The sequence below is a fragment of the Amycolatopsis speibonae genome, assembly GCF_042647925.1.
GTDB lineage: Bacteria > Actinomycetota > Actinomycetes > Mycobacteriales > Pseudonocardiaceae > Amycolatopsis > Amycolatopsis speibonae.
In genome coordinates this window covers 81,005-105,686 of record NZ_JBHRWK010000059.1, presented here as the reverse complement: position 1 = coordinate 105,686, position 24,682 = coordinate 81,005, and the positions used below count along the sequence as shown (strand labels likewise).

Here is a 24,682-nt window from a genome sequence, read left to right as displayed (position 1 = left end):
CGGTAAGCCGGAGCCGAGCGACACGTCCAGCTCACGATTCCGGCTGTGCTGTTCGGCTGATCCGTACAACAATGGGCGTCATGCTCAACCCTTGGAGGCTCAGCCTGCTGAGCCGGCTGGACACGCTCGGCACCGTCCGCGCGGTCGCGAAGGCGGCCAACCTGAGCGCGTCGAGCGTGTCCCAGCAACTCGCGGTCCTCGAGGCCGAGACACACACGCGACTGCTGGAACGCACCGGCCGCCGGGTCCGGCTGACCCCGGCCGGGTTGTTGCTGGCCCGCCGCGCGAGAGCGATCCTCGACCACATGGACACCGTCGAGGCCGAGTTGCGCGGTCTCGGCGACGCGACGGCGGGGCTCGTCCGCCTCGGCGCCTTCCAGAGCGCGATCCACACCATCGCCGTCCCCGCGGTGACCCGGCTGGCCCGCTCGCATCCACAGCTGGACATCGAACTGCTCGAACTCGAACCGCACGTCAGCATGCCCGCGCTCCGCGTCGGCGACGTCGACGTCATCGTCACCACCACGGACTTCGTCGACCAGCCGCTCGGGCCGGACATCGACCTCGTGCCGCTCGCGGCCGACCCGATCGTGCTCGTCGTCCCGCCCGGCCATCCGGCCGCCGGACGGGGCCCCGCCGATCTCGCCGCCTACGCGAGCGAGCCCTGGGCGTTCGACATCCCGCGGTCCTACATGGCGAACCTCGCCACCCGGCTCTGCCGTGAAGCGGGCTTCGAGCCCCGAGTGGTCGCCCGGTACAGCAACTACATGATGACCCTCCAGCACGTCGAAGCCGGGCTCGCGATCGCCCTCCTGCCCGGCCTCGCCGTCGACAAGCGCTACCGCGTCGCCACCCGTGAGCTCGCGACGCCGGTCACCCGCGCCATCACCGCGGCGATCAGGCGCGGGTCCGCGCCTCGCGCGGCTGTCGACCTGGTTCTCGAGGCGATCCGGAGCCATCCGGAGCTGCCGCTGTGAACCCGTGCCGTCGCGCCACCAGCACGACGGCCAGGGTCGGGACGAGCAGCGCCAGGACGCTCCAGGGGAACGACTCGGCGCCGAAACCGGCGAGGAGGACGCCGCCGGCGATCCCGCCGCCCGCCATCGCCGCGTTCCACAGGGTGACCAGCATGGCCTGCGCGATGTCCGCCGCGCCGCCCTGGTCGCCCGCCTGCGCGGCGGCGGTCTGCAGCAGCGTCGGGACGCCGCCCCAGCCGAGCCCCCACAGCGTCACGGCGACGTAGACCAGCGCCGGACTTTCGCCCGGCAGAGCCAGAATCGTCGCGCCGAGCGCCACGAGGAGGGTGCCCGCGACGGTCAGTGCGCGCAGCCGTCGGTCGATGAAGAGGCCGACGATCCAGATACTGACCATCGACGCCAGCCCGAACACCAGCAGGATCCGATCGACCGAGCCGCCCATCGACACGTGTTCGAGGAAGGTGGCGATGTAGGTGTAGAGGATGTTGTGCGCCAGCACGAAGGTCAGCGTCACGAACAAGACCGCGGCCACACCCGGCACGGCGAGTGTCCCGCGCACCGGGAGCCTGCCGCCCTTGTCCTGTCCCGGGAAGTCGGGGACGGCCAGCGCGATCCAGCCGAGCAGGCCGAGCGCGAGCACCGACATGAGCGCGAACGTCACCTGCCACCCGAAGGCGCCGCCCAGGAACGTCCCCGCGGGGATGCCGAGCGAGAGCGCGAGCGGGATACCGGTCATCACGACGGCGATCGCCTTGCCCCGCACCGGTTCCGGTGCCAGCCGCCGGGCGTATCCGGTCAGCAGCGCCCAGACGACGCCCGCCGCGATCCCGGCGACGAACCGCGCGCCGAGGGTCAGCGGGTAGTTCGTGGACAGCGCGGTGACCGTGTTGGCGACGGCGAAACCGGCCACTCCGGCCAGGAGCAAGCGTTTGCGGCGCCAGCCCACCGTCGCGGCGGACAGGGGGATCGCGGTGAGGGCGGTACCGATCGCGTACACCGTCACCAGCTGGCCAGTCGCCGCTTCGCCGACGCCGAGGCCGGCGCTCATCGCGGGCAGCACGCCCGCGGGCAGGGCCTCGGTGAGGACGGTGACGAACGCGGCCGTGGTCAGCGCGAGCAGTGCGCCAAGGGGGAGTTTCGGAGTCATGAACCGTATGCTCGAACCATCACATAGATGTGAAGGTCAAGTCGGCCGGAGTGAGGTGGCGCACATGCGGATCGGGGAGCTGTCGGAGCGGACGGGGACGTCTCGCCGTCTGCTGCGGTACTACGAGGAACAGGGTCTCATCATCTCCGAGCGGCAGGCCAACGGCTACCGCGACTACGGCGAGCCGTCGGTCGACAGGGTCGTCCAGGTCCGCGGCCTGCTCGACGCCGGGCTGCCGACCAGGATCATCAAGCAGATCCTGCCCTGCCTGGACAAGCCCCGGCAGATCTACTTCCCGGACGCGACCAGGGAGATGCTCGAAACCCTGGAGGCCGAACGCGACCGGATGACCAGGCGCGCGGAATGCCTGCTCCGCAACCGGGACGCCATCACCGAGTACCTCGACGCCGTCCGCGCTCGTCGCTGAGCTGAAGGGGACTTTCCCCGCAACTGACGCGGTGAAAGCTCCCTTCGCCGCGTCTCATGTGGGGAAAGTCCCCTTCAGCCCTCCTTGGTCTTGACAGTATGAGAAAGCGCTTTCAGGATGAGTGCAGGAAAGCGCTTTCAAAGGAGAACGGATGACCACGCGGAAACTCGGCGTCGTGATGAACGGCGTCACCGGGCGGATGGGCTATCGGCAGCACCTGGTGCGCTCGGTCCTGGCGATCAGGGAGGCGGGCGGGGTCGAACTCTCCGACGGCTCGCGGGTCCAGCTTGAGCCGGTACTGGTGGGGCGCAACGCGGACAAGCTCGAAGAGATCGCCAAGCGGCACGGGCTGACCCGCTGGACCACCGACCTCGACGCCGCGCTCGGCGACGACGACCTCCCGCTCTACTTCGACGCGCAGCTGACCGCGGTCCGCGAGAAGTCGATCGTCCGCGCCATCGACGCGGGCAAGCACATCTACACCGAGAAGCCGGTCGCGGAGTCGGTCGAAGGCGCGCTCGCCCTGGCCCGGCACGCCGAAGCCGCCGGGGTCAAGAACGGCGTCATCCACGACAAGCTGTACCTGCCCGGCCTGCTCAAGCTGAAGCGGCTGATCGACAGCGGCTTCTTCGGCCAGATCCTCTCCGTGCGCGGCGAGTTCGGGTACTGGGTCTTCGAGGGCGACTGGCAGGCGGCGCAGCGCCCCAGCTGGAACTACCGCGCCGAGGACGGCGGCGGCATCGTCGTCGACATGTTCTGTCACTGGAACTACGTGCTGGAGAACCTCTTCGGCGCCGTCAACGCCGTGACCGCGAAGGCCGTCACCCACGTCCCGGAGCGCGTCGACGAGAAGGGCGAGCGGTACGCCGCGACGGCCGACGACTCCGCGTACGCGATCTTCGAGCTCGAAGGCGGCATCATCGCCCAGCTCAACTCGTCCTGGTGCGTGCGGGTCCACCGCGACGAACTGGTCGAGTTCCAGGTCGACGGCACCAAGGGCAGTGCGGTCGCGGGCCTGCACAAATGCGTCATCCAGCCGAGGGAGGCCACGCCGAAGCCGGTGTGGAACCCGGATCTGGCCGAGACGCGGTCCTACCGCGCGCAGTGGCAGGAAGTGCCGGACAACGAGGACTTCGGCAACGGTTTCCGCGCCCAGTGGGAGCAGTTCATCCGCCACGTCGTGGAGGACGCGCCGCATCCCTACGACTTCATGGCAGGGGTGCGAGGCATCCGTCTCGCCGAAGCCGGCCTCCAGTCGTCACGCGAGAACCGCCGGATCTCGCTCTAGCGGCCGAAAACCGTTCCCGGGTCCTCGGCGATCAGCACCGAGATCTCCCGGATCTTGCGGTTCGTGTGCTGTGACGCCTCGGTGAGCCAGCGGAAGGCTTCCTCGGCGTTCAGCTCCAAACGTGCCATCACGATTCCCTTCGCGGTGGCGATGGCGTCCCTGGTCTCCAGCGCGGCGACCAGGGTCTCCGCCTGTCGTTCGGCGGCGGCCCAGCGGGACGCGGTGAGGATGATCGCCGAGATCGCCGAGGTGAACATCGCGACCAGGGCCGCTTCGACCGGGTCGAAGGCGTTCTCCTTGAAGCTCCAGACGTTGAGCGCGCCGGACAGCGGTTCGGTGGCGCGCCGCCTGAAGTGGGACTCGTCGGGGACGAACAGCGGGCAGGCCAGTGCGGTCCGCACGCCGAGCTGCTCGGCGGCGGTGGCGAAATCGGGCCAGCGTCTCGCCGTGTCGGCGTCCAGCAGGGTCCGGACGATCGTCCCGCTCTCGGCCGCCTTGAGGCAGGGGCCTTCGTCCGCGCTGTACTGCGCCTTGTCCAGGGGGAGCAGGGACTCGTCGGTGGTGGCGACGGTGCTCGGCTCGTCGTCGGAGTACAGCGTGACCGTGGCCGCGTCCGCGCCGGGCAGCAGGCCCACCACCTTCTTCGCCACCCGTTCCAGCAACTCGTCGCGGGGTTCGTCGAGCCGCATCGACTCCGTGAGCTCCCGCAACGCCGAAGCGGTGTCGCGAAACTGATCCATCGTGTCCCTTCCCGGCGGCCGGCGTGTTTCGCCGACCACCAGAACGTACTCGCTCCGGACGCGCCTTCGTTCGCCAAGACGTCGGCAAGACGCTGGCCGATTCGGGGGAACCGGCCGGTCCCTGATGACCGTCCTGGCCACTCACGCGTGTCGTCCCTCCAGTCACACGAAACCGCTCGGCAGTAGGTACCTAAGACACTGTGGGCCCTAACCGTCCTCACCGCTCACGAGGTTTCCGGGCATTGCTGAAGTGCGGAATCCGTGCTTCACTCCTTCCGTGCCGTACCGACGTACCCCGAAGACGCAGGCCAGGCTGGACTCGCAGCGAGGCGAGATCCTGGCCGCGGCCATCACGCTGCTGGCCGAGACCGGCTACGCGGGCTGCTCCATGGCCGCGGTCGCGGCGCGGGCAGGGGTGGGCACAGGCAGCGTGTACCGGCAGTTCCCGTCCAAGGCCGACCTGGTCGTCGAGGTGTTCCGCGAGGTCGTCTCCCGCGAGATCGCCAGTGTCGAGGCGGCCGCGGCGCGCGGCGACGTCCGGGAGCGGGTGGTCGCCGTGATCGAGACCTTCGCCGGCCGGGCGTTGAAGGCGCCGAGGCTGGCGTACGCGTTGCTGGCCGAACCGGTCGACGCTGTCGTGGAGGCCGAGCGGCTGGTTTTCCGCCGCGCGTTCCGCGAGGTCATCGCCAGGGCCATCGCCGACGGCGTCGCGAGAGGACTGCTGCCCCCGCAGGACGCGGACGCGACCGCCGCGGCGCTGGTCGGCGCCGGTGCGGAAACGCTGGTCGGCCCTCTGGCCGGGGACGGCGGCCCGGACACGATCCCGCATCTGGTCACGTTCACCCTTCGCGCGCTGGGAGGCTCCGATGGCGCCTGAGACGCTCACTTACCGCGTCGAAGACCGGAAGGCCTATCTGACGTTGAACCGCCCCGAGCGGCTCAACGCGATCAACGACGTCATGCCCGCCGAGATCCGGCAGGCCGTGGAGCGGGCGAACGAGGACGACGCGGTCCGCGTGATCGTGGTCCGGGGCGAAGGGCGGTCGTTCTGCGCCGGGTACGACCTCAAGCAGTTCGCGGAGGAAGACTCCGAAGGCCGCTGGAACCAGTGCCCGGTCTGGGATCCGGTCAAGGACTACCGGGTGATGAAGCGCAACACCGACGACTTCTTCAGCCTGTGGCGGTCGCTGAAACCCACCATCTGCCAGGTCCAGGGGCACGCGATCGCCGGCGGCAGTGACATCGCGCTGTCGTGCGACGTGCTGATCATGGCGACCGACGCGCGCATCGGTTACCCGCCCGCACGGGTGTGGGGCTGCCCGACGACCGCGATGTGGGTCTACCGCGTCGGGGCCCAGCGCGCGAAGCGGATGCTGCTCACCGGCGACACCATCGACGGCGCTACCGCGGCGGACTGGGGACTCGCGCTCGACGCGGTGGAACCCGGGCGGCTCGAAGCCGCCGTCGAGGAACTCGCCGACCGGATGGCGGGCGTCCCGACGAACCAGCTGGTGATGCAGAAACTGATGATCAACCAGGCCTACGACAACATGGGCCTTTCCGGCACCCAGACGCTCGCGACGCTTTTCGACGGCATCACCCGGCACAGCCCGGAAGGGCGCTGGTTCCGCGAATTCGCCGAACGCGACGGTTTCCACGAGGCGGTGGCCTACCGCGATTCGGGGCAGGTCATCCCGGACGGCGGCGGACCGCTGCCGGAGAACACGGATCCGAGGAGGTCGTCATGACCGCGAACACCGAAAGCGAACGTGTGGCCGAGCGCCTGCAGCGTTCCTCCGCACGGCTTTCGTACGACCCAGACGTCGACGTCGACTGGCTGGCACCGCTGGTCGACGGCGCCTACGGCAAGACGCCGGAACGATGTTCCTTGTACGGCACCGAACTGTGGGACAGGCTCGACGAAGACCAGCGCGGCGAGCTGAGCCGTCAGGAGGCCGCGGCCGCCGCGGCGTCGGGCATCTGGTTCGAGCTGATCCTGATGCAGGGTCTGGTGCGCCACGTGTACAACAGCGATCCGACGACGCACAACGCCCAGTACGCGCTCACCGAGATCGCCGACGAATGCCGTCACAGCACCATGTTCGCCCGCTCGATCGCGAAGACCGGCGGCGTCGTCCGGCGCCCGAGCCGCACGGCGCACCGGGCGGGCAAGGTGTTCGGCGCCGTCTGCGGTCCCGCGCTGCTGTTCGCCGGAGCGATCTACGTCGAAGAGTTGGCCGACGGCATGCAACGCGAGATGATGCGGGACGACAGCCTGCAGCCGATGATCCGGATGATCTCCCGCATCCACGTCATCGAAGAGGCCCGTCACATCAGCTTCGCCAAGGACGAACTGGGCCGGGCCTGGGCCCGTCACGGCCGAGTCGGGCGCGAACTGATCCGCTGGGCGATCGCCGGGATGGCCTACGTCGCGACCTCGGAGTTGTTGCACCCCAAGGCCTACACCTCCGTCGGGCTCGACCCCCGTGAAGCTCGCCAAGCCGCCGAAACGAATCCGCACTGGCGCCGGACCAAGGCGGCCTGGGCGGCCAAGGCCGTCGAGTACTTCACCGAGATCGGCCTCATCGGTGGCCCGAGCCGACGGCTCTGGCGCCGCGCCGGCGTCCTCGACTGAAACGAACAAGGAAGGTGGTTCCATGTCTTCACGCACCGGCAAGGTCCTCGGCCTCGGTATCGCCGCGACCGGTCTCGCCCACTTCGCCGCCCCGGCGGCTTTCGAACCCGTGACGAAGATGGCCTTCGCCGACGACGTCCGCAACTGGACCTACCGCAACGGCGCCACCGAACTCGCCATCGGACTGGCGATCGCGGCCCGTCCCACCCGGAAGGCCGGGGTCGCGGGGCTGGCCGTCTACGCCGGATGGCTGGCGAAGCGCGTCCTTTCCCGCCGATAGCCCGATAGGCCAGGGAGCGGGCCGCCTGCCGGCGTGGAGCGGCAGACGGCCCGCTCTCTCGTCGGTCAGATCCCGCTGGTCTGGCGGATCCAGCTACGACCCGCGGCGACGCTGCCATAGCTGGTGGTGCTGGACCGGTCGCTGGTCGAGCACACGCCTACCTGGACGCCGTCGTCGATCATCGGGCCGCCGGAGTCCCCGCCCGCGACCGCGCCGTTCGGGGTGTCGGCGTCGATCGCCGGGCCGCCGTAGTTGTCCTGGGCGTTCGTGTCGGAGATGCGGACCGTCGCCTGCTTGAGCACCTTCGACTGGTGGTCGCCTTCGTGGTCGGCCTGGGTCGCGCCCCAGCCGTACACGCGGGCGGAGTCGCCTTCCTGCGCGTCGGAAGTGCTGCCGGCGAGCCGCGCGAAGGTGTTTCCACCATTGGTGTTCAGCTTGATCAGGGCGAGGTCTCCGCCCGAGTACAGGTAGGTCGCCGAAGCCTTGGCGTGCACGCCACCGGAAGCGCTGTCGGAACCGACGTAGAGGTCGATGTCCTGCAGACGCTGCCCGTTGTTGTCGTACATGCAGTGCTTGGCGGTGAGCACCCAGCGCGCGCCGATCAGCGTGCTGGTGCAGAAGAAGGTGTAGCCGTTTGCGTGCCCGTTGAACCGGGCGATGTAGCCGGGATTCTGGGCGGTGCTGCCGCCGATGATCGACGGCGCGGCACCGGGCGAGACCGGTGCGGTCGGGGTGCTCGCCGCCGCGGGCGCCGCGACAAGGGTCGCGAGCGCGGCGCAGGTGCCGGCGAGAAGGGCGACGGCGCGGGCGGTCCGGCCGGTGGTTTCACGCATGGGGACTCCTCGGAAACGCAGGGGAGGGGGAACACTTCGAACGTATTCACGAGAGGTGCCCGGGGAAATCCGCGAGAAGATCCGAACCGGTCAACGGGAAGGAACAGTTCTTTCGGCGGATTGCGCTGCGCGAAACTGTCCGAAATAGACGAAAAAAACGGCACGCCTCGGTGGCCGAGGCGTGCCGTTTCGTGCGCTGTCGCTCAGACGCCGGTCTGCTGCTTGATCCAGCTCAGGTGCTGGGCGATGCCGGTGTAGAGGGTGCTGGTGGCGCATTCGCCGCCGTTGTCCCCGGGGCCGTGCGTCTCCCCGACGAGGGTCCAGCGTCCGGTGGTGCCGACGACCGCCGGCCCGCCGGAATCGCCGTGGCAGGCGGAATGCGTGCGATCGCCGGAGATGCAGACGTCACCGGCGCTGCCGCCGCCGGCGTAGCAAGAGCTGCTGGACAGCACCTTGAGGTCGATCTGCCGCAGCGTGGTCGGTGTGCTGCAGCTCGGCCAGCTGGTGCAGCCCCAGCCGAGCAGCCGTGCGGTGGTGTTCGGCGCCGGGTTGCTCGTGGCCATCGCGACCGGCGTGGAGCGGGCGGCCGTGGACAGGTGCATGAGGGTGAGGTCCGTGCCGGGTTTGGTGACGCGGCGGTCGATCCGGCCGACCTCGCCGCCGGAGTTCTTGTTCGTGGAGCCGATCCGGCCCTGCGACGCGCTGCCGCAGTGGTTGGCCGTCACGATCCACTGGGGCGCGACGAGGCTGCCGCCGCAGCCGTTGTTGAGCGAGACCATGAAGCTGTAGGTCTCCGTGGCGGTGCCGCCGCCGATGATCGAGGGCTGGACACCGGAGTCCGTTTGAGCGTTCGCGATTCCGGGCGTGGACACCGCGAGTGCCGCCGCCAGGATCCCGAGAGCGACTGAAGCCAGTTTTCGCATGGTTGCTCACAATCGGGCGGCCGAGCCGCCTGGTGGTCGTGGATGAGCGGGGATGATGGGGAATCCGGCAGAGGAGCTCGATGCCGGTCGATCCAAGATGTCCGACAACGGGAGAAGCGGAATACCTTCGTAGGTAGGGATACGAAAGTCGCGGATCGTTCCGCCCGCAGCCGGTACGTGGAACACCGGCTGCCTCGTACTTTCCTTCGGTTGAAGGATGTCGCGGCCGGAAGCCCGGAACGTTCACGGCTCCGGGCCGGGGTCTCGGACGGCCGGGAATCGGGCCGCCGGAATGGTTTCTCCGAATTGTCCGAAGTTGTCGAGGAATCCGGCCATCGTCATCCGGTTCGCACTCGGGGATTATGTGGGAAATCCGCGTCAACGGAACAGGACACTACTTTCTGCGGATTGCGCTCACGCCGAAAAGCCGTCCAAGATCACCGCTGAAGTCCGGCGGGCCACGACCCTGCCGTGGCTTGCCACACCGCAAGGGCGCGACCGGCGACGACCCGCCGTCCGCGGCTCCGGTTTCGACGCGATCGTCCTTCCGGGGAGAGAATCCGATGTCGCTGTTCGTCGTCACCCCAGGGGCCTCGGCCGAGGGGGAACTGGAGCGCGCGCTCGTCACAGGGCCTTTCAGCAAGGCGTTGTCGCGGGCCATCGACCGTAGCGGCTTGGGGCTGGGCAGGGTGAAGGAGCGGCTCGCCAAAGCGGGGGTGTCGGTCAGTACGACGACGCTGAGCTATTGGCGAACGGGGCGGACCCGGCCCGAGCGCCCCGAGTCGCTGCGGGCGGTCGGCTTGCTGGAAGACCTTCTCGGGCTCCCCGCGAGATCGTTGCTCGATCTGCTCCGCCGTCCGGAGGGCGACCGTCCCGCGATCCGCCGCCTGGTCGGCTGGGACCGGTTGTGGGATCCGCGGGAGCCGGTGCTTTCCGTGCTGCATTCGTTCGAGGCGGCGGACGAACCGTCGTTCGTGCTGCTGAGCCTGCACGAGTCGCTGCACATCGGGAGCGACCGGAAGCTGACCCGGTTGCGCGTGCGAGAGGTCGTCCGTGCCACCGAAGAGCCTGCCCAGGTCCGGGTCGTGGTCCTGCGGGGTTGCGCGCCGGGAAGCCCGCCGAGGCTGGTGGCGACCCGCTACTGCGTACCCGGCCGCACCGAGGTGTTCCCGGAGCAGGCGCTCATCGTCAGCGAACTGGTGTCGAACCGGATGCTCGCGCCCGGGGAGACCGCGATCTTCGAGTACGAATTCGAGTACACCGACGGTGTTCCCGACGATCGCCACGACCGGCGTTTCCGCCACTCCGTGCCCGAACATCTGCTGGAGATCCACTTCGACCCGGAGGCGATGCCGGAGAGTTGTCACTCCTACCGGCTGGATCACGTCTCCGGCCCGGAGCGCGACGTCACCGATGTGCCGCTCTCGACGCTCTCCCCGGCTGTCGCCTTCACCACGGCGGTGACGCCCGGGATCCAGGGGATGGCCTGGACCTGGCCTGCCGAGCCCGGCAGGCCAGACCGTGAGTCCACTATGGACGCGGGCTATTCCGCGTAGAGCTGATCCGTTCCCTGGGCGCTGTAGCCGAGGCTCCAGATGTAGCCGTCCGGATCCGCGAAGGAGCCGCCGTATCCGCCCCACGGCAGAGCGCCCGCGGGCTTGAGGACCGTGGCGCCGGCCTTCTCGGCTTCCGCGATGACCTCGTCGACCCGCGCCTCACTGCGGACGACGTAGGTGAGGACCAGCCCGCTGAAACCGCTGCCTTCCGGGCTCGTGCCCACCTGGTCGGCCAGGCCCTCGCGGCGGTAGAAGCCGACGGGCGACGCTCCGTCCGATTCGAAGAACACGGAGACGCCGTAGTTGTTCTTGATCTTCCAGCCCAGGCCCTCGGTGTAGAACTGCTTGGCCCGGTCCATGTCCTCGACGGCGAGGAGGATCGAGCTGACGTGCGCTTTCATTTCCTGTCTCCTTCGTGCTGTCACATCGGCGTGGCGTCGCCGGTCAATCCGAATGACAGGTCCGGACGAAGGAATGTGACAGATGGTCGAACAAGACTGGCTGACCGAGCGGTTCGCCGAGCACCACGATCGCCTGCGGGCGGTGGCCTACCGGATGCTCCGCTCCACCGGCGATGCCGAGGACGCGGTGCAGGAGGCGTGGCTGCGGGTCAGCCGCGCCGACACCGGGCAGGTGGAGAACCCGGGCGGCTGGCTGACCACCGTCGTCGCCCGCGTCTGCCTGAACATGCTCGAGGCACGCCAAGTCCGGCGTGAGGACCCGGCCGGTGCGCTGCCGCCCGAGCCGGTCGCGCCGCAGGCGGGCCCCGAGGACGACGCGTTGCTGGCCGACTCGGTCGGCGTGGCGCTGATGGTGGTGCTGGACACCCTGACTCCCCCCGAACGGCTCGCGTTCGTCCTGCACGACATCTTCGCCGTGTCGTTCGGTGAGATCGGCGAGATCATCGACCGCTCCCCGGCGGCGGCCCGTCAGCTCGCCAGCCGGGCCCGGCGGCGGGTGCAGGGAGCGGCCGCCACGTCCGACGCCGCACGATCGCCGAAGCGGGAGATCGTCGCCGCGTTCCTGGCCGCCTCCCGGGACGGGGATTTCGCCGCCCTGCTCTCGCTGCTCGAGGCGAACGCCGTGCTCGTCGCCGACCCGGCCGCCGTCCGGATGGGCGCGGCCGCCGAGGCCCGCGGCGCCGACGCGGTGGCGGCCGTCTTCGCCGGGCGCGCCCAGGCCGCCCGGCTCGCCCTGGTCGACGGCGTTCCGGCCGCGGTCTGGGCACACCGCGGCCGGCCGCAGGTCGTCTTCACGTTCACCGTCACCGACGGGAAGATCACCGGCATCGAGCTGCAAGCGGATCCGGACCTTCTCCGTGACCTCGACATGGTCTATCTCGGGGGTGAGTGACGCGTGGATCTCCGGCTCTCGTGCTGCGCTCTCGCCGTCCACGACCTCGACGAGGCGGTCGGCTTCTACCGTGACGTGCTCGGCTTCGAGGTCCTCGACGACGGTCAGGCGGTGAGTGTCAGCCCGCCGTCGCAGCCGGAACTGCGGATCATCCTCATCGAGGACCGCATGGCCAAGGAGCTGCCGGGGCACCTCGGCTTCGTAACCGACAACTGCGACGCCATCTTCGAACACATCGAAGCCTCAGGCGCCGAAGTGCTCCAGGAACCCATCGACAGGCCCTACGGCGTCCGCGACTGCGCGTTCTTCGACCTCTCCGGGAACATGCTGCGGTTCAGTCAGCTCCGCGGCGGGCGGCCCGAACCCGGAGGGTAAGGCTCACGTATTGACAATTCGTGATATTACGATTCAAGATCATCGTATGTCGACTTCGATGCGTGCGGTGGAGCTTGTCCGCTTCGGCGACGCGGACACCGCGTTCGCCATCCGCGAGCTGCCAAGACCCGCTCCCGGACCCGGCCAGGTGCTGGTGCGCGTGCTGGCCACGTCCGTGAACCCTCTCGACCTGCAGACCCGGCGCGGCGACTACCGCGACCAGGTGGTGCTGCCCGCGGTGATCGGCAACGACGTGTCCGGCGTGGTGGTCGAGACCGGCCCTGGGGCGGACGACTTCCAGCCGGGCGACGAGGTCTGGTACCTGGCGCCGATGTTCGCCGGGCAGGGAACCTACGCCGAGTTCCACGTGGTCGACCAGGCCTTGGTCGCCCGCAAGCCCGCACGGTTGTCGCACGTCGAGGCCGCCGGTCTCGCGCTCGTAGGGGTGACGGTGTGGGAGGCGCTGGTCGAACGCGCCGGGGTGCGATCCGGGGAACGGGTCTTGGTGCACGGCGGAGCGGGCGGGGTCGGCTCGGTCGCCATCCAGGTCGCCGCTGCGCTGGGAGCCGAGGTGGTGACCACCGCGCGGGCAAGGGATCACGAGTTCGTCACCGGACTGGGAGCCGACACCGCGATCGACTTCTCGGCAGGCGACTACGCACCGCAGGTCCGCGCGCTGGGCGGGGTGAACGTCGTGCTGGACACGGTGGGCGGTGACACTCTCGCCCGCAGCCCGGAAGTCCTCGCCGACCGAGGCCACGTGGTGTCCATTGTGGACATCCCCGAGCCGCAGAACCTGCTCGCCGCGTGGGGCGTGAACGCGACCTACCACTTTCTCTTCGTCAGCCCCGGCAGGGCGAAGCTCGAGGCGGTCGGCCGTCTGGTCGACCAGGGCGGACTCCAGCCGGTGATCGGCGCCGTGCTGCCGCTGGCCGACGTCGCACAGGCGCACGCGCTGCTGGAAGGTGGCTCTGGCCGTCCCCGCGGCAAGATCGCCATCGCTGTGCAGTCCTGGATGACGTCGACCAGTCCGCCGCGTTGCTAGCGTGGCCGCATGGGAATTCTGGACCGGATGCGCCGTGCCCGAACGCGATCGGCCGCGGCCGACACCACGAGTCCGTCGCCGTCGAGTCCGGCCGAACCGTCGATCGACGACCTGTATCTGACCCTGCGGGCTCCCGTCTTCCGTGACCCTCACAGCGGCGACCCAGCCCCGCTCGACCCGCACGGCGACCTCGTCAGGACCGCGGTGCTCGGGGGCGACACCGCGGCGGCTTGGCGGTTCCGGCCGGAACTCGATCTGTTCCAGCCGTGGCTGGTCTTCGAGGAACCGACCGGTGAAAACCATGTCGTCACGCCGGAACTGCTGGAGAAACTGGGCGTGGACCGGGAAACCGCGATCGAGCGGGCGCGGGTCACCACCGCCGGACTGCTCGGCGGAACCGGCGGGGCCGAGGTGATGATCGGTGACGGCGGCCCGGCGAAGAGCTTCGCCGTGCGGTCCGTGCGGAGTTCTCGCCGCACCGTTCCGCTCGTGGCCCCGGCCATGCTGGAGCCGTGGCGGAATCGGGTGCCGGGTGAGCTCGTCGTCCTGCCCGCCTGCGACGACGACATCATGATCATCGGTGCGGACGGCGAGTATCTCGAAATCATGGTGAGCAGCGCGATCGGCAGCTTCCGGAATTCGGGAAACCGGCGGCTGTCTCCCACGCCCTACGCGATCGTCGACGGCGCACTCAGCCCGTGGCGGCCGCCGGAGGATTCACCGGCGTACCCGACTGTGCGCGAAGCCGAGGTGATCCAGCGGGTCGTCGCCTACGCCGATTTCCTCGAGTACCTCCGTGAACACCTGCACGGTGTCGAAGCCGACGTCGCGGCGGCGCAGCGGGGCGAGAACGCGAAGACCTCGCTCCCGTTCAGCTACTGCTCCACGACCCTGGTCGGCCCGACCCAGTACCTTCCGTTCGTCGAGTACGTCGGGTTCGAAAACCTGGACCCCCAGCAGGACGGTTGGGCCTGGATCCCCTTCGACAGGCTCCGCGAGCTTCCCGGCGCGACGATGACGCCCGCCTGGCAGTACGGCCTGCCGGTCGTCCGCTTCGAGCCATCCGCGGACCCCGGCATCCGGCAGCAGATTTCGGCTGCGCTTCACGGGTACGCCGAAAATCCTTGGTGACGTCGCAGGTTCAGGAACGGGTGGTGCCGTCGACCGCGCTGACCGGCGTTCCGCCGCTCGTCACAGCCAGCACCGTGTCGCCGCAGCGGATGAGGTCGCCAGGGGAGAGCGGGACGGGTTCCCCGACGCGTTCGCCGTTGTGGAAGGTCCCGTTACGGGAACCGAGATCCGCCAGGACATGCCCGTCGGCGCCGACGGTGATCTCGGCATGGCTGCGGGATGCGGCACCGTCGTGGCGCAACGCGACATCGGCACCCGCGTCCCGGCCGATGACTAGACGTCCGGCCGCGGGCAACTCACGCAGCCGAGCCCGGCCCGCACCGTCCACCCAGGTCAACGTCGGACGCGACGGCGGCTCTCGTCCGGCGGGCGGGATACCAGTGAGGTGCCAAGATCAACAAGGTAGTGATGCCTCGACAGTGCAGCGGGTCGTCGCGGGCGCGGCTGGTAGCGGTCGGTAACTGAATCGGGGTGACACGTCGGCTGCACCCGGGCTGCACAGACGATCAAAGCCCACCAACGGCATCCGGAAATCCGGGCACCGGTTCGCCGCCACAGTCGGTGACCGACAGGATCGGTGTCGGTGGGCACCAAATGGCGCCGCTCATCAGCGTGGCGGGCACGGCGGCCGTTTCCAACGGGCTCACCGGGCTGTTCCGCAACGTGAAGGACAGCAGGTCTTGAAAGTACTGGCTCTGGGGCTGGTCCCGGTGGGGGTCGGTACCGGTTGCTCGCCGGCGACCTTCGAGGCCAAGGTCTTTCGCAGGCTTAGCCGGTCTGCCATGTCGATGACCGCGGGGATGCCGATCTTCCTCTCCAGGTCGACGAACGCGACGTTCGGTGAGGTGGCGAGTGTTCGCTCGAGTGTGATGGGGTTGGGTTGGTCTGCCGCGGTGAAGATCCTGTAGGCCGATCCCGCACCGAACTCGCTCTCCGGCTCGGCGATGATGTTCGTGGTGGGCAGCCGACGAGAGAGCCACCCGTCGAACACCTCGACCAAGCCTGGCTCGGCATCGGTCATGCCGTCATTCGACGAGCTGCCGATGAGCGGGGCTGTGAGCATCCGCTCATCGGCAGCGCGTCGATGGCCAGGCGGCTCGACGGCTAATGTGCGGTGAGCCGTTCCCCGATGCGGGTCACCTCCGCGACCAGGGTTTCGACGTCGGCTTTGGTGGTGCGGTGGCCGCAGACCGACGCGCGCAGTGTCAGCGTTCCGTGCACTCGTACGGTGGCGAGGAACGTCTTGCCGCCGTCCTGCAGTTCGCGGGCGATCCGGGTGGTGAGTACGTCGAGGTCACCGTCGAAACTCGATGGCGAGTAGCGGAAGCAGGTGATCGCCCACGGGCCGTCGGTGATGAGTTCGAGGTCCGGTCGCTCGCGGATCAGTTCGCGCAGCAGCCGGGCGTGGCTCAGGTAATGTTCGAGCAGGTCGCGGACTCCGTCGCGGCCGAGTTGATGCAGGATTGCCCACACACTCAGCGCCCGGCCACCGGGCCGGGTGAGTTCCAGGGTTGATTCCGAGAGCCACGGCCATTCGTCGTTGCCGTCCAAATAGGACGCCCGGGTGGAGAACGCCGCCCGCAGTCTGCCCGCGTCGGTGACCAGCGCCGCGCCGCAGGCGATGGGGACGTTGAGAACTTTGTGTGGATCCACGGTCAGCGAGTCGAGCTCGGCGACACCCTCGTAGTGGGGCGCCAGGTCGGGGTGGGCGCTGCCCAGGCCGCCGTAAGCACCGTCGCCGTGGTGCCACAGACCGTGTTCGCGGCAAACCCGGGTGATCTCCGGCAACGGGTCGATCGCGCCGGTGCCGACCGTGCCGAGGTTGGACACGACGCAGAACGGCAGCAGCCCGGCGACGAGATCCGCTTCGACCGCCGCCCGCAACCGGCCGGGGTCCATCCGCAGATCCGCGGTCACCGGGACGTGGCGGATACGTGACGGCGGCAAACCTATGGTGCGTGCTGCCTTGGTGACGCTCATGTGGGTTTCGGTGGACTGGTAGCACACCAGACGTGCATGGATGTCGTCATGGGCGACACCGTCGGTGGCGTCCCGGGAGGCCAGGAACCAGGTGCGGGCGGCGGCCAGGCAGAGCAGGTTGGCCATCGACCCGCCGCTGGTGAGTACCCCTCCGGTGCCCTGCGGAAGGCCCGCCAGGTCCGCCAGCGCGCGCACCGCCCCGCGTTCCAGGTCCACCAACGCGTTCTCGCCGTAGCCGCAGCTGGCGTTCAGGGTGGCGCCGACGAGATGGGCGAGAATGCCGATCGGCGCGGGCGGGGTCGTGATCCACGCGAAGAACGCGGGATGCCCATTGCCTCCAGGGTAGGGGGCGACATCGGTCTTGATGAAGTCGAGGAACTCAGGCAGCGCCTGCCCGCCGTCGCGCAGCGGAGAAGCCGAAAGGCGACGGCGGTGCTGGTCCGGCAACGGGCGGGTCACCGGCGACTCGGGCATCGCTTCGAGGTAGTCGGCGACCCAGTGTGCCGTACGGACGAGTTCTCGCCGGAAGTCGTCCGGCTCTACCGCCAGGGGACCTTCGATCGAATGTTGCGATCTGTGCATAGCTGATCACCTTAGCGTTACTGTTCGGGGTGTGATCCTCGGCCGGACAGCAGGCGCCTGCCGCGTTTCCGCAGACGGCTGGCTCGGGGACAGGCGCGGACTGGGAAACGCGCATGAGCGCGCTTTCCAGCTCCACATCGGCCGAGTGCTCCACGGTGAGGCCGGGATCCGCGGTGTGCTGTTCGGGTCGGCGGTGGCCTCTCCGAGATGACCGGCCAGCGGGATCCGGCCATCGAGCTGAGTGGCGGCCAACCGGACGAGCTTGGCCGTTTTCGACCGTCGCGTCCGGCGTGGTGCCCGTTCCTGAAACGCGGCTGGTTGCGAAGCGTCACAATAGAAGCTAGCGGCCGCAGAAACGGTCGGGAAGTCACCCAATGGGGCGCCGCGACTAAATTCTCGTCCCGCAATGCTCAGGTCAAGCCCTCGCGCGCCGGCGAGATTTCAAAACTGGCAGCAACGGATTCAAACGACTTGCTCACTCGTTCCCGCCGGGGGCCCGGAAACCGGGTGACCACTATCCCGTCGACAGTGACGATTCGTCGATCCACGCTACTCCTTCCGGGTGCGCCCGGTAATTGCGGAGCAGTCCGAACAACGGCCGGGCTGCTGGAGCAATGGGCCGGTAGCGAGATTTCCTCTCTTTGATTCCGCGTCTGCTCACCTGGCCCCTTGGTGCGGGGTGTCGCCCCATGACGTGGCCCCGAATGGCGTAGTGGCATCGCGATTGTGATTCGGGCGACCTGATCGAGTGAATACGGTTGATGCCTGCGGTAGTCGACGATAATTATTAAATAGTCCACCTATTCGGCGCCCCCGCGATCCAAGGGGGCGACTCAGGTAAGTGCACTGCCGCTATTGCCCTGAATGGAAACACTGTGGTCCACGGCGGCGGTGCGACAAGAGGCCGACAATGCCGGTGACGATATCGCGAGAACCGGCCGGGAGGTCGGACAGTGACAGCGCAGGCAGGGCGGGGAGAATCAGTGACGGACTCGGATGCCAAGACCGAACAGCAGGACGAGAACGAAGCCATGCTCTTGGTCGCGGGGGTGGCGGACATGGCGCTCAGTGGCGTCGGATCAGCCCTGACGGGATTGCAAAGCCTGCTCAAGCGGTCGGATACGGCCGACCTGGCCCACGAGGGCCACCAGCAGATCAAGGCCCGGGGACGTCTGGCGCTCGCGCGCTATGCGGCGGTGGCCCCCTCGCACCTGGAGCTGCTGGCCCGGCGAATCGCAGCTCAGCGTGAGCCCCACCTTGACTGACGAGGACGAACACATCGCGCTGCAGATACGTGTGGACAGTGCGCTGGAGGAGTTCGTTCGGCGCCAGACCCAGCTCCTGACCGCCATCCATGCGGATCTTCAACCGGTGGCGCGACAGTTGGAGATCATCGTCGCCGGGGGCAAACGTCTCCGTGCGGCCTTCTGTTACTGGGGGTGGCGGGCTGCGGGGCAGCCCGACAGTGATGCGCTGGTCAAGGCTGCCGCGGCCATGGAACTGGTGCATGCCGCCGCGGTCGTGCACGACGATCTCATCGACGACAGTGCGCTGCGCCACGGAAAGCCCAGTGCTCACATCGCCTTGCGCGCGGCGATCTCTGAGCGATCATGTGCCCGTGCCGGTGGCCGGGCGCTGGCCCTGCTGTGTGGTGACCTGCTCATGTCCTGGGCGGGACAGCTGTTCACCTCCTGCGGGCTACCCACGGCCTACTTGTCCCGGGCCCACACACTGTGGTCGGTACTGGCCCGGGAGCTGGTCGCCGGCGAATGCCTCGAAGTCCTGCGTACCGGTAGCGAACCCGACGCCACCGGATCACTGCAGGTCATTCGCTACAAAACCGCGAAGTACACGGTCGAGCACCCACTGCATATCGGTGGAGCCCTCGCGGGAGCACCACGTCGGCTCATGCGGACATTCTCCGCCTATGCGCTGCCCCTTGGCGAAGCATTCCAGTTACGTGACGACCTGCTCGGGGTGTTCGGCGATTCCCGGTGCACAGGCAAATCCACCAGTGACGACATCGTGGGTAACCGGCCCACCGCGTTGCTGGCCGAGACCTGGGCGGCGGCCACCACTGCCGAGCGCAGCGAACTGCGCGGCTTGCTGGGACGACCAGGCCTGGCCGAGAGCGGACTACGGCGAGTACGGGAGATCATGCGGCGCACCGGTGCACCGGTGCGTGTCGAAGACATGATCACCCAACGCGGCCGGGCCGCGGAGTCGGCGCTCACCCTCGCCAACCTGCCGCATGGTGCGACTCGCGCCCTGACACATCTGGCAACGATCGCCCTCGCCCGAGAACACTGACCAGCTGAGAGGATCTCGTGACCTACACGGAAAAATCCATGGACGCACTGAGACTGGTCGGCGACGAACTGGCCGACGCGACTGTGAAGACCATGTTCGAGAACGGGGAGATCGGCAAGTTCAACACCCTCATGCGGCAGGTATCCGCAGTCGGGCAGGACTTGCCCGAGGGCCTGCCCGAGGTGGCGCGGGAGTACCTGCACGCCACCAGCACGCCACCTGACTGGGTCGACTGGGGTGAGATGGAGAAAGCGCGATTGTTCTTCATCGACAACAACGTGCACATCTCCACCGCGTTGTCGTTCGCGTCCATGCCGGCTTGCTACGCGATCCCGCACGTGGCCAAACTGCTCAGTGCCACCCATTCCTTGGACTATCCCTCGCGGCGCATGGCCGAGACGGGTCAGTTCACCGTATTTCTCATGCAGCCCGATGCGTTCGAGGCGGGGAGCCGATTCATTCCGGCAGCGCAGAAAGTGCGGTTGCTGCACGCCTCCATCCGCCACCATCTCCGCCAAGAAGATCGGTGGAATATGGCAGAACTGGGCGTCCCCATCTGTCAGGAGGACATGATCGGGGGGCAGATGATGTTCTCGATCCAGGTCCTCGACGCTCTGCACCGGCTTGGCATTCACATGTCGACCGACGGCGCGGAAGCCTATTACTACGCCTGGCGTGTGGTGGCCGCGATGCTGGGTGTCAGCACCGACCACGCACCCGTTGACCTCGACAGCGCCCGGGAATTCTCCGATCTGTACATGACCCGGCACATGGGCCCTTCCCCGGAGGGTGCACGCTTGACCGCTCAGCTCATCGAACTCTACGAAGAGGTCGTCCCCGGAACCCTGTTGGACCCGCTGGTGGCGGCTCTGGTCCGATACCTCATCGGGGATACCTGCGCGGACTGGCTTCAGGTGCCCCGCACCGCGTGGGACTCGGCGGTCAAGGTCGCTCCCGCGGTCTTGGGGCTGCTGGACACGATCGAGGACCGCTCACCTCTGGGCGCGTGGGCTTTGGATCGACTCGGTGGCCTGACCACCCGATTCGAACTCAGCTCCCTGACTCGTGGCCGGGTCATGCAGTACGCCATTCCCGAACATCTCAAGAACCAGTACGACGTCTCCTCCTCTCGGGCCGCACGCTGGAGCCCGCCACCGATGACGGGGTCGCTGCCGTGAGGATGCGGGCATCGTCCTTGCCGGCGGTCCAGACCGCGGGCTCGGCATTTCGCGCGCCGGTTACATTCCATTGGCCTATGGACCATTCGGCCTTGAACCTGGTTGCCAGTTCCAGCAGGGTGAGCGAACCGGGCCGGTTGCCCTCTCGAGTGCCGGGAACTGCTCGTATCGCGCGAGTCTGTGGCCTGTCGAACATCGGTGCCGCCGAGCGGCGCTACGCGGTTATGACGCCCTCGTCGTGCCCAACGATCAGCAGCGCGTGCGGATCGGTCGCCAGACTTCGAGCGACGATCAGTCAAGAACGATCGCTCCTCGGAAGTCGAACGTATAGGAGACGGCAAGGGCGGGCGATCTCGAGGAATATCGCGAATCTGAGACTGATCTCGGTGGTTCCCTTATAAGACGAACTGAGATTCTCGTCATCGGCAGGTTCGTCTCGTCGCCGGGTGTCGTCCTCAACCGTGTCGAGGGACAGGGGGATCGCCATGGGTGTGGGTGATTCCAGTCGCCCGGAGGTGCGGAGCGCTCGCGATGACCTGCTCGACGGGGTCGTGTCGTCGAGCAGGCTACGGCTATCGAAGAGGCGCGTGATTGGTCCAGACCTCGGGCCTGCCTCGGGCGGAGGTGAAGCCGGTGGTCAAGCTTGTGCGGCGAGTACTAAGAGTTCCGGGGTGGCGTCGAAGAGGTAGGCGACGATGGCCGCGCTCGGGGACTGCGGTGTCAGGGTGAGCCGCATCCGCACTTCGCCGCTGATGCGCTCGTCTTCGCCGAACGGCGGGCAACTCCAGGTCGCGGCGTTCTCCCTGGAGATGGCGCGGGTGCTGTAGCGGCAGAACTGGGCGAGGCGTTCGCCGATTCCTCGCTTTACCAACGTATCCGCGATCTCGGCCGAGGTCTCGTCGATCCTGAGGGTGTGGCTTCACGGTGATCCGGTGCCTTGGTTGCCGAGACTGCCGTCGGAACGGGGGCCGGGTTCGTGAAGGGTGAACCGCACGGGCGCGTCGGTGAACTCGTCCCAGGTGCGGAAGCGGTGCGCGTCGGCGTAGGGATAGGGCATCGTCTCGACGACGACGGATTCGGTCTCCGCCGCACCTTCGCCCCTCAGGTGAAGATCGGACCAATTCATGGCCGCGGCCGTCGGCCTGCTGTGCTCACCTGCCAGCCCTATACCCTCGGCGTTGCCGTGGTCGCCGACCCGGCCGATGAGCTTCTTCGACGTGATCGACAACTTGGTGCAGAGTTCCACCACGGAATTGTTGGAGAAGATCGTCTCATGCCAATATGCGCAGAGCCGGATCGCCAGGTTCGGACGATTCAATTCGTCGAGGAACTCGGCCTGTATCGGTGAGCGCTTGTTTGCGAACGCACGCAACCCGGCGATATCGACGTTGTCCACGATGTTCTGGAAGACCTGTTCGGTTTCGGGGTTGAGCCTGCTCACTCCCGGCACCGGATCAGGTTGGGGACCGGGTGGAAAGGAAGGGGGAGACGGTGGGCTCGGCCAAGTCTGAAGGAAGCCCCGAAGCGCGTGAAAGGCCTTTATGCGCCTGGTCTCGTTCTCGTAGAGGGAGGTCGACAAGTCTCCCCATGCGCTCATGGCGACGACGGCCTTCACTCGCTTGTCCTTGGCGGCGATCAGAAGACTGCAGTCCGAGGTGGTCGCCGCCGGCCCGCGAGGCGGTTGGTTAAGCCCAGCGGGTTGACCATAGGATACGTCGCCGGTCAATCGGTTCGATGATCGCCGGGCCGGCGGTCGACACGGTGTGGCGGTATCGGCCAGGTGGTGCGCGGCGGTACGGTCGTGGAGTGTCGGCGTTCGCCGGCACCTCGGGTTCTGCGCTTGTCGGCCCGGCCCCAGCCGACACGTCGAGCGGTGACGGGACGTGAATTCGTGTCAGGCATTCCGGCTCAGTTCGCAGGCGATGCCGCGGCAGGTCGTGACCCTGGCACGGGAGCTGGCCGGGGCTCGGTATGCGGCTCTCGGGTGTTCGGTGAGCACGGTCTCCCCAACGAGTTCTTCCACGCCTCCGCTTGTACCCGGTCGAACTAGCCGCGTATCCCCAGGCTGAAGGTGATCTGGCCCTCATTCAGGCTAGACGGCCTCGTGAGCGAGAGATCTCTACTCTAACGTGAGGTGAGAGTTGCTGAAGGCGGTAGCGATTCTGCCCGCCGCTTCGCTGGGGGCGCTGACATCCCCGCCTTCGAACTTCGGGTCGGGGAGTGTTACTTGCGTGCAGTGCCGGCCGCTGTGACTGTTCCGGGTTAGCCCGCCCATGCTGGGCGATGCCAGGAAAGGCTGACAAGCGCCTTTCGCCCTCACCAAGTCTTTCAAGCACGCCGTGGAGGCGTGAGGTCGTTAGCGCCCCGCGTGGGCGCCCGAGAAGACAGGTTGCCTGCCTGTGCCGAATCTTGTGTCCCGGACGTCGTCGCGTCTGCGTGTTTCGAGGCCTTCATGGTTGTCGCCGAAGGTGGCCCGTACGGAGATCCTTGCCGGCCTGGTGGTCGCGCTGGCGCTGATCCCGGAGGCGATCTCGTTCTCCGTCATCGCGGGCGTCGACCCGAGCGTCGGGCTGTTCGCCTCGTTCACCATGGCGGTGGTGATCTCGATCGTCGGCGGACGACCGGCGATGATCTCCGCCGCGACCGGTGCCATCGCACTCGTCGTCGCGCCGCTGGCCCGGGAACACGGTCTCGGCTACCTGGTCGCCACGGTCATCCTGGGCGGGCTGTTCCAGATCGTGCTCGGTTCGCTGGGCGTGGCCAAGCTGATGAGGTTTGTCCCGCGCAGCGTCATGGTCGGGTTCGTCAATGCCTTGGCCATCCTGATCTTCCTGGCGCAGGTGCCGGAGCTGATCGACGTACCGTGGCCGGTGTATCCGTTGTTCGCCGCCGGGCTTGTGGTGATGGTGCTGTTTCCCAAACTCACCAAAGCGGTCCCCGCGCCACTGGTGTCCATTGTGGCCTTGACGGCGCTGACGATCGCCGCGGGGATCGCGATCCCGACGGTCGGTGACAAGGGCACGCTGCCCTCCTCGCTGCCGGTCCCGGGCGTGCCGGACGTGCCGTTCACCTTCGCCACCCTCGGCCTGCTCGCGCCCTACGCGCTCGCGTTCGCGCTCGTCGGGCTGATGGAATCGCTGATGACCGCGAAGCTCGTCGACGACATCACCGACACCCGTTCCAACAAGACCCGTGAGGCGATCGGCCAAGGAATCGCGAACGTCGTCACCGGGATCTTCGGCGGCATGGGCGGCTGCGCCATGATCGGCCAGACCATGATCAACGTTAAGACCTCGGGCGCCCGGACCCGGCTCTCGACCTTCCTGGCCGGCACCTTCCTGATGATCCTGTGCATCGTGTTCGGCCCGCTCGTCTCGCAGATCCCGATGGCCGCCCTGGTGGCCGTCATGGTCCTGGTCGCGTTCGGCACCTTCGACTGGCACAGCATCGCCCCGGGCACCCTGAAGCGGTTGCCCGCGGGCGAGATCATCGTCATGGTCGTCACCGTGGGCGTCGTGGTGGCCACCGACAACCTCGCCATCGGCGTCGTGGTCGGTTCGATCGTCGCGATGGTGATCTTCGCGCGCCGGGTCGCGCACCTGGTCGAGGTCACCGCCGTCCTCGATCCGGACGGCACGCAGGTCGTGTACGCGGTCACCGGCGAGTTGTTCTTCGCCTCCAGCAACGATCTGGTCTACCAGTTCGACTACGCCAACGACCCTGACAAGGTCGTCATCGACCTCGCCGGCGCCCACATCTGGGACGCCTCCACCGTCGCCGCCCTCGACGCGATCACCGCCAAGTACGAGTCGCGGGGCAAGACCGTCGAGATCGCCGGGCTGAACAAGCACAGTGCCCGCATGCACGGAAAGCTCTCCGGCGAACTCGTCGGCGGTCACTGACCCTCCAGAGGCCAGGTGGC

Annotated in this window: 26 protein-coding genes; 17 read left to right on the top strand and 9 right to left on the bottom strand. The window is 67.9% G+C overall.

Features of this window, described 5'->3' with window-relative positions; all coding sequences use genetic code 11:
• Positions 1-80 precede the first annotated feature (80 nt).
• Positions 81-977 carry a LysR family transcriptional regulator gene (locus ACFOSH_RS32065; protein ID WP_378243303.1) on the top strand — a complete coding sequence of 299 codons (897 nt, stop codon included), beginning with the start codon at positions 81-83 and terminating at the stop codon, positions 975-977.
• On the opposite strand, the gene ACFOSH_RS32060 is transcribed toward ACFOSH_RS32065, so the two are convergent.
• Positions 898-2,124, bottom strand: a complete 1,227-nt coding sequence (locus ACFOSH_RS32060; protein ID WP_378243301.1) for an MFS transporter — start codon at positions 2,122-2,124, stop codon at positions 898-900. The genes ACFOSH_RS32065 and ACFOSH_RS32060 overlap by 80 nt on opposite strands.
• Before the next feature lie 64 nt (positions 2,125-2,188).
• Between ACFOSH_RS32060 and ACFOSH_RS32055 the strand changes: the two genes are divergently transcribed.
• Positions 2,189-2,551: a MerR family transcriptional regulator gene (locus tag ACFOSH_RS32055; protein WP_378243299.1), complete on the top strand. Its 363-nt coding sequence runs from the start codon at positions 2,189-2,191 to the stop codon at positions 2,549-2,551.
• Between the two features lie 151 nt (positions 2,552-2,702).
• Complete coding sequence (locus ACFOSH_RS32050; protein ID WP_378243297.1) at positions 2,703-3,839, top strand: Gfo/Idh/MocA family protein; 1,137 nt, start codon at positions 2,703-2,705, stop codon at positions 3,837-3,839.
• On the opposite strand, the gene ACFOSH_RS32045 is transcribed toward ACFOSH_RS32050, so the two are convergent.
• Entirely contained in the window at positions 3,836-4,579 is a 744-nt protein-coding gene (locus ACFOSH_RS32045; protein WP_378243295.1) for a GAF and ANTAR domain-containing protein, read from the bottom strand. The two genes, ACFOSH_RS32050 and ACFOSH_RS32045, sit on opposite strands and share 4 nt — an antisense overlap.
• Positions 4,580-4,856: 277 nt before the next feature.
• Between ACFOSH_RS32045 and ACFOSH_RS32040 the strand changes: the two genes are divergently transcribed.
• From ACFOSH_RS32040 to ACFOSH_RS32025, 4 genes are read left to right on the top strand one after another with little or no spacing between them, the layout of a single operon-like run.
• The gene (locus ACFOSH_RS32040; protein WP_378243293.1) at positions 4,857-5,456 is read left to right on the top strand and encodes a TetR/AcrR family transcriptional regulator; all 600 of its coding nucleotides are present in this window, start codon (positions 4,857-4,859) and stop codon (positions 5,454-5,456) included.
• Complete coding sequence (locus tag ACFOSH_RS32035) at positions 5,446-6,327, top strand: crotonase/enoyl-CoA hydratase family protein (protein WP_378243291.1); 882 nt, start codon at positions 5,446-5,448, stop codon at positions 6,325-6,327. The genes ACFOSH_RS32040 and ACFOSH_RS32035 overlap by 11 nt, the downstream gene beginning before the upstream one ends.
• The gene (locus tag ACFOSH_RS32030; RefSeq protein ID WP_378243289.1) at positions 6,324-7,214 is read left to right on the top strand and encodes an AurF N-oxygenase family protein; all 891 of its coding nucleotides are present in this window, start codon (positions 6,324-6,326) and stop codon (positions 7,212-7,214) included. The genes ACFOSH_RS32035 and ACFOSH_RS32030 overlap by 4 nt, the downstream gene beginning before the upstream one ends.
• A 22-nt stretch (positions 7,215-7,236) precedes the next feature.
• The gene (locus ACFOSH_RS32025; RefSeq protein ID WP_378243287.1) at positions 7,237-7,494 is read left to right on the top strand and encodes a hypothetical protein; all 258 of its coding nucleotides are present in this window, start codon (positions 7,237-7,239) and stop codon (positions 7,492-7,494) included.
• A 65-nt stretch (positions 7,495-7,559) separates the two neighbouring features.
• Here the strand turns inward: ACFOSH_RS32025 and ACFOSH_RS32020 are convergent, their stop codons facing one another.
• Together ACFOSH_RS32020 and ACFOSH_RS32015 are read right to left on the bottom strand one after the other, a co-directional pair.
• Positions 7,560-8,327: a S1 family peptidase gene (locus ACFOSH_RS32020; RefSeq protein ID WP_378243285.1), complete on the bottom strand. Its 768-nt coding sequence runs from the start codon at positions 8,325-8,327 to the stop codon at positions 7,560-7,562.
• 203 nt (positions 8,328-8,530) lie between these two features.
• Complete coding sequence (locus tag ACFOSH_RS32015) at positions 8,531-9,250, bottom strand: S1 family peptidase (protein WP_378243283.1); 720 nt, start codon at positions 9,248-9,250, stop codon at positions 8,531-8,533.
• A gap of 563 nt (positions 9,251-9,813) precedes the next feature.
• On the opposite strand from ACFOSH_RS32015, the gene ACFOSH_RS32010 reads away from it, so the two are divergent.
• The gene (locus ACFOSH_RS32010) at positions 9,814-10,806 is read left to right on the top strand and encodes a hypothetical protein (protein ID WP_378243281.1); all 993 of its coding nucleotides are present in this window, start codon (positions 9,814-9,816) and stop codon (positions 10,804-10,806) included.
• Here the strand turns inward: ACFOSH_RS32010 and ACFOSH_RS32005 are convergent.
• On the bottom strand, positions 10,794-11,207 hold the full coding sequence (locus ACFOSH_RS32005) for a VOC family protein (RefSeq protein ID WP_378243279.1): 414 nt from the start codon (positions 11,205-11,207) through the stop codon (positions 10,794-10,796). The genes ACFOSH_RS32010 and ACFOSH_RS32005 overlap by 13 nt on opposite strands.
• 82 nt (positions 11,208-11,289) lie before the next feature.
• On the opposite strand from ACFOSH_RS32005, the gene ACFOSH_RS32000 reads away from it, so the two are divergent.
• From ACFOSH_RS32000 to ACFOSH_RS31985, 4 genes are read left to right on the top strand one after another with little or no spacing between them, the layout of a single operon-like run.
• Positions 11,290-12,159, top strand: coding sequence for a sigma-70 family RNA polymerase sigma factor (locus ACFOSH_RS32000; RefSeq protein ID WP_378243277.1), 870 nt, complete (start codon positions 11,290-11,292; stop codon positions 12,157-12,159).
• Between the two features lie 3 nt (positions 12,160-12,162).
• On the top strand, positions 12,163-12,534 hold the full coding sequence (locus tag ACFOSH_RS31995; protein WP_378243275.1) for a VOC family protein: 372 nt from the start codon (positions 12,163-12,165) through the stop codon (positions 12,532-12,534).
• A gap of 46 nt (positions 12,535-12,580) precedes the next feature.
• Positions 12,581-13,579 carry a zinc-binding dehydrogenase gene (locus ACFOSH_RS31990; RefSeq protein WP_378243273.1) on the top strand — a complete coding sequence of 333 codons (999 nt, stop codon included), beginning with the start codon at positions 12,581-12,583 and terminating at the stop codon, positions 13,577-13,579.
• A gap of 9 nt (positions 13,580-13,588) precedes the next feature.
• Entirely contained in the window at positions 13,589-14,710 is a 1,122-nt protein-coding gene (locus ACFOSH_RS31985; RefSeq protein ID WP_378243271.1) for a hypothetical protein, read from the top strand.
• Positions 14,711-14,720: 10 nt separating this feature from the next.
• Here ACFOSH_RS31985 and ACFOSH_RS31980 read toward each other — a convergent pair whose 3' ends face one another.
• The 3 genes from ACFOSH_RS31980 to ACFOSH_RS31970 form a co-directional block, all read right to left on the bottom strand.
• Positions 14,721-15,038 (bottom strand): FHA domain-containing protein, encoded by a 318-nt coding sequence (locus ACFOSH_RS31980; protein WP_378243587.1) that lies wholly within the window; start codon positions 15,036-15,038, stop codon positions 14,721-14,723.
• A 315-nt stretch (positions 15,039-15,353) separates the two neighbouring features.
• Positions 15,354-15,731 carry a hypothetical protein gene (locus ACFOSH_RS31975; RefSeq protein ID WP_378243269.1) on the bottom strand — a complete coding sequence of 126 codons (378 nt, stop codon included), beginning with the start codon at positions 15,729-15,731 and terminating at the stop codon, positions 15,354-15,356.
• Positions 15,732-15,814: 83 nt separating this feature from the next.
• Positions 15,815-17,272 carry a pyridoxal phosphate-dependent decarboxylase family protein gene (locus ACFOSH_RS31970; RefSeq protein WP_378243268.1) on the bottom strand — a complete coding sequence of 486 codons (1,458 nt, stop codon included), beginning with the start codon at positions 17,270-17,272 and terminating at the stop codon, positions 15,815-15,817.
• A gap of 983 nt (positions 17,273-18,255) precedes the next feature.
• On the opposite strand from ACFOSH_RS31970, the gene ACFOSH_RS31965 reads away from it, so the two are divergent.
• From ACFOSH_RS31965 to ACFOSH_RS31950, 4 genes are all read left to right on the top strand, one after another.
• A complete protein-coding gene (locus tag ACFOSH_RS31965; protein WP_378243266.1) occupies positions 18,256-18,537 on the top strand; it encodes a hypothetical protein in 282 nt (93 codons plus the stop codon).
• Positions 18,530-19,582: a polyprenyl synthetase family protein gene (locus tag ACFOSH_RS31960; protein ID WP_378243264.1), complete on the top strand. Its 1,053-nt coding sequence runs from the start codon at positions 18,530-18,532 to the stop codon at positions 19,580-19,582. The genes ACFOSH_RS31965 and ACFOSH_RS31960 overlap by 8 nt, the downstream gene beginning before the upstream one ends.
• A gap of 17 nt (positions 19,583-19,599) precedes the next feature.
• The gene (locus ACFOSH_RS31955; RefSeq protein WP_378243262.1) at positions 19,600-20,760 is read left to right on the top strand and encodes an oxygenase MpaB family protein; all 1,161 of its coding nucleotides are present in this window, start codon (positions 19,600-19,602) and stop codon (positions 20,758-20,760) included.
• Positions 20,761-21,455: 695 nt separating this feature from the next.
• The gene (locus tag ACFOSH_RS31950) at positions 21,456-21,587 is read left to right on the top strand and encodes a hypothetical protein (protein WP_378243260.1); all 132 of its coding nucleotides are present in this window, start codon (positions 21,456-21,458) and stop codon (positions 21,585-21,587) included.
• Positions 21,588-21,679: 92 nt separating this feature from the next.
• On the opposite strand, the gene ACFOSH_RS31945 is transcribed toward ACFOSH_RS31950, so the two are convergent.
• Complete coding sequence (locus ACFOSH_RS31945; protein ID WP_378243258.1) at positions 21,680-22,375, bottom strand: hypothetical protein; 696 nt, start codon at positions 22,373-22,375, stop codon at positions 21,680-21,682.
• A gap of 853 nt (positions 22,376-23,228) precedes the next feature.
• Between ACFOSH_RS31945 and ACFOSH_RS31940 the strand changes: the two genes are divergently transcribed.
• Positions 23,229-24,662: a SulP family inorganic anion transporter gene (locus ACFOSH_RS31940; protein WP_378243256.1), complete on the top strand. Its 1,434-nt coding sequence runs from the start codon at positions 23,229-23,231 to the stop codon at positions 24,660-24,662.
• Positions 24,663-24,682: the final 20 nt, after the last annotated feature.

Coding starts and splice junctions, on each gene's coding strand:
- ACFOSH_RS31950 (WP_378243260.1), top strand. CDS start 21,456: ATGGCCGCGCTCGGGGACTGCGGTGTCAGGGTGAGCCGCATCCGCACT.
- ACFOSH_RS31985 (WP_378243271.1), top strand. CDS start 13,589: ATGGGAATTCTGGACCGGATGCGCCGTGCCCGAACGCGATCGGCCGCG.
- ACFOSH_RS32060 (WP_378243301.1), bottom strand. CDS start 2,124: ATGACTCCGAAACTCCCCCTTGGCGCACTGCTCGCGCTGACCACGGCC.
- ACFOSH_RS31975 (WP_378243269.1), bottom strand. CDS start 15,731: ATGACCGATGCCGAGCCAGGCTTGGTCGAGGTGTTCGACGGGTGGCTC.
- ACFOSH_RS32055 (WP_378243299.1), top strand. CDS start 2,189: ATGCGGATCGGGGAGCTGTCGGAGCGGACGGGGACGTCTCGCCGTCTG.
- ACFOSH_RS32030 (WP_378243289.1), top strand. CDS start 6,324: ATGACCGCGAACACCGAAAGCGAACGTGTGGCCGAGCGCCTGCAGCGT.
- ACFOSH_RS32010 (WP_378243281.1), top strand. CDS start 9,814: ATGTCGCTGTTCGTCGTCACCCCAGGGGCCTCGGCCGAGGGGGAACTG.
- ACFOSH_RS32065 (WP_378243303.1), top strand. CDS start 81: ATGCTCAACCCTTGGAGGCTCAGCCTGCTGAGCCGGCTGGACACGCTC.
- ACFOSH_RS31970 (WP_378243268.1), bottom strand. CDS start 17,272: ATGCACAGATCGCAACATTCGATCGAAGGTCCCCTGGCGGTAGAGCCG.
- ACFOSH_RS31990 (WP_378243273.1), top strand. CDS start 12,581: ATGTCGACTTCGATGCGTGCGGTGGAGCTTGTCCGCTTCGGCGACGCG.
- ACFOSH_RS32045 (WP_378243295.1), bottom strand. CDS start 4,579: ATGGATCAGTTTCGCGACACCGCTTCGGCGTTGCGGGAGCTCACGGAG.
- ACFOSH_RS32020 (WP_378243285.1), bottom strand. CDS start 8,327: ATGCGTGAAACCACCGGCCGGACCGCCCGCGCCGTCGCCCTTCTCGCC.
- ACFOSH_RS32005 (WP_378243279.1), bottom strand. CDS start 11,207: ATGAAAGCGCACGTCAGCTCGATCCTCCTCGCCGTCGAGGACATGGAC.
- ACFOSH_RS32050 (WP_378243297.1), top strand. CDS start 2,703: ATGACCACGCGGAAACTCGGCGTCGTGATGAACGGCGTCACCGGGCGG.
- ACFOSH_RS32025 (WP_378243287.1), top strand. CDS start 7,237: ATGTCTTCACGCACCGGCAAGGTCCTCGGCCTCGGTATCGCCGCGACC.
- ACFOSH_RS32035 (WP_378243291.1), top strand. CDS start 5,446: ATGGCGCCTGAGACGCTCACTTACCGCGTCGAAGACCGGAAGGCCTAT.
- ACFOSH_RS32000 (WP_378243277.1), top strand. CDS start 11,290: ATGGTCGAACAAGACTGGCTGACCGAGCGGTTCGCCGAGCACCACGAT.
- ACFOSH_RS32015 (WP_378243283.1), bottom strand. CDS start 9,250: ATGCGAAAACTGGCTTCAGTCGCTCTCGGGATCCTGGCGGCGGCACTC.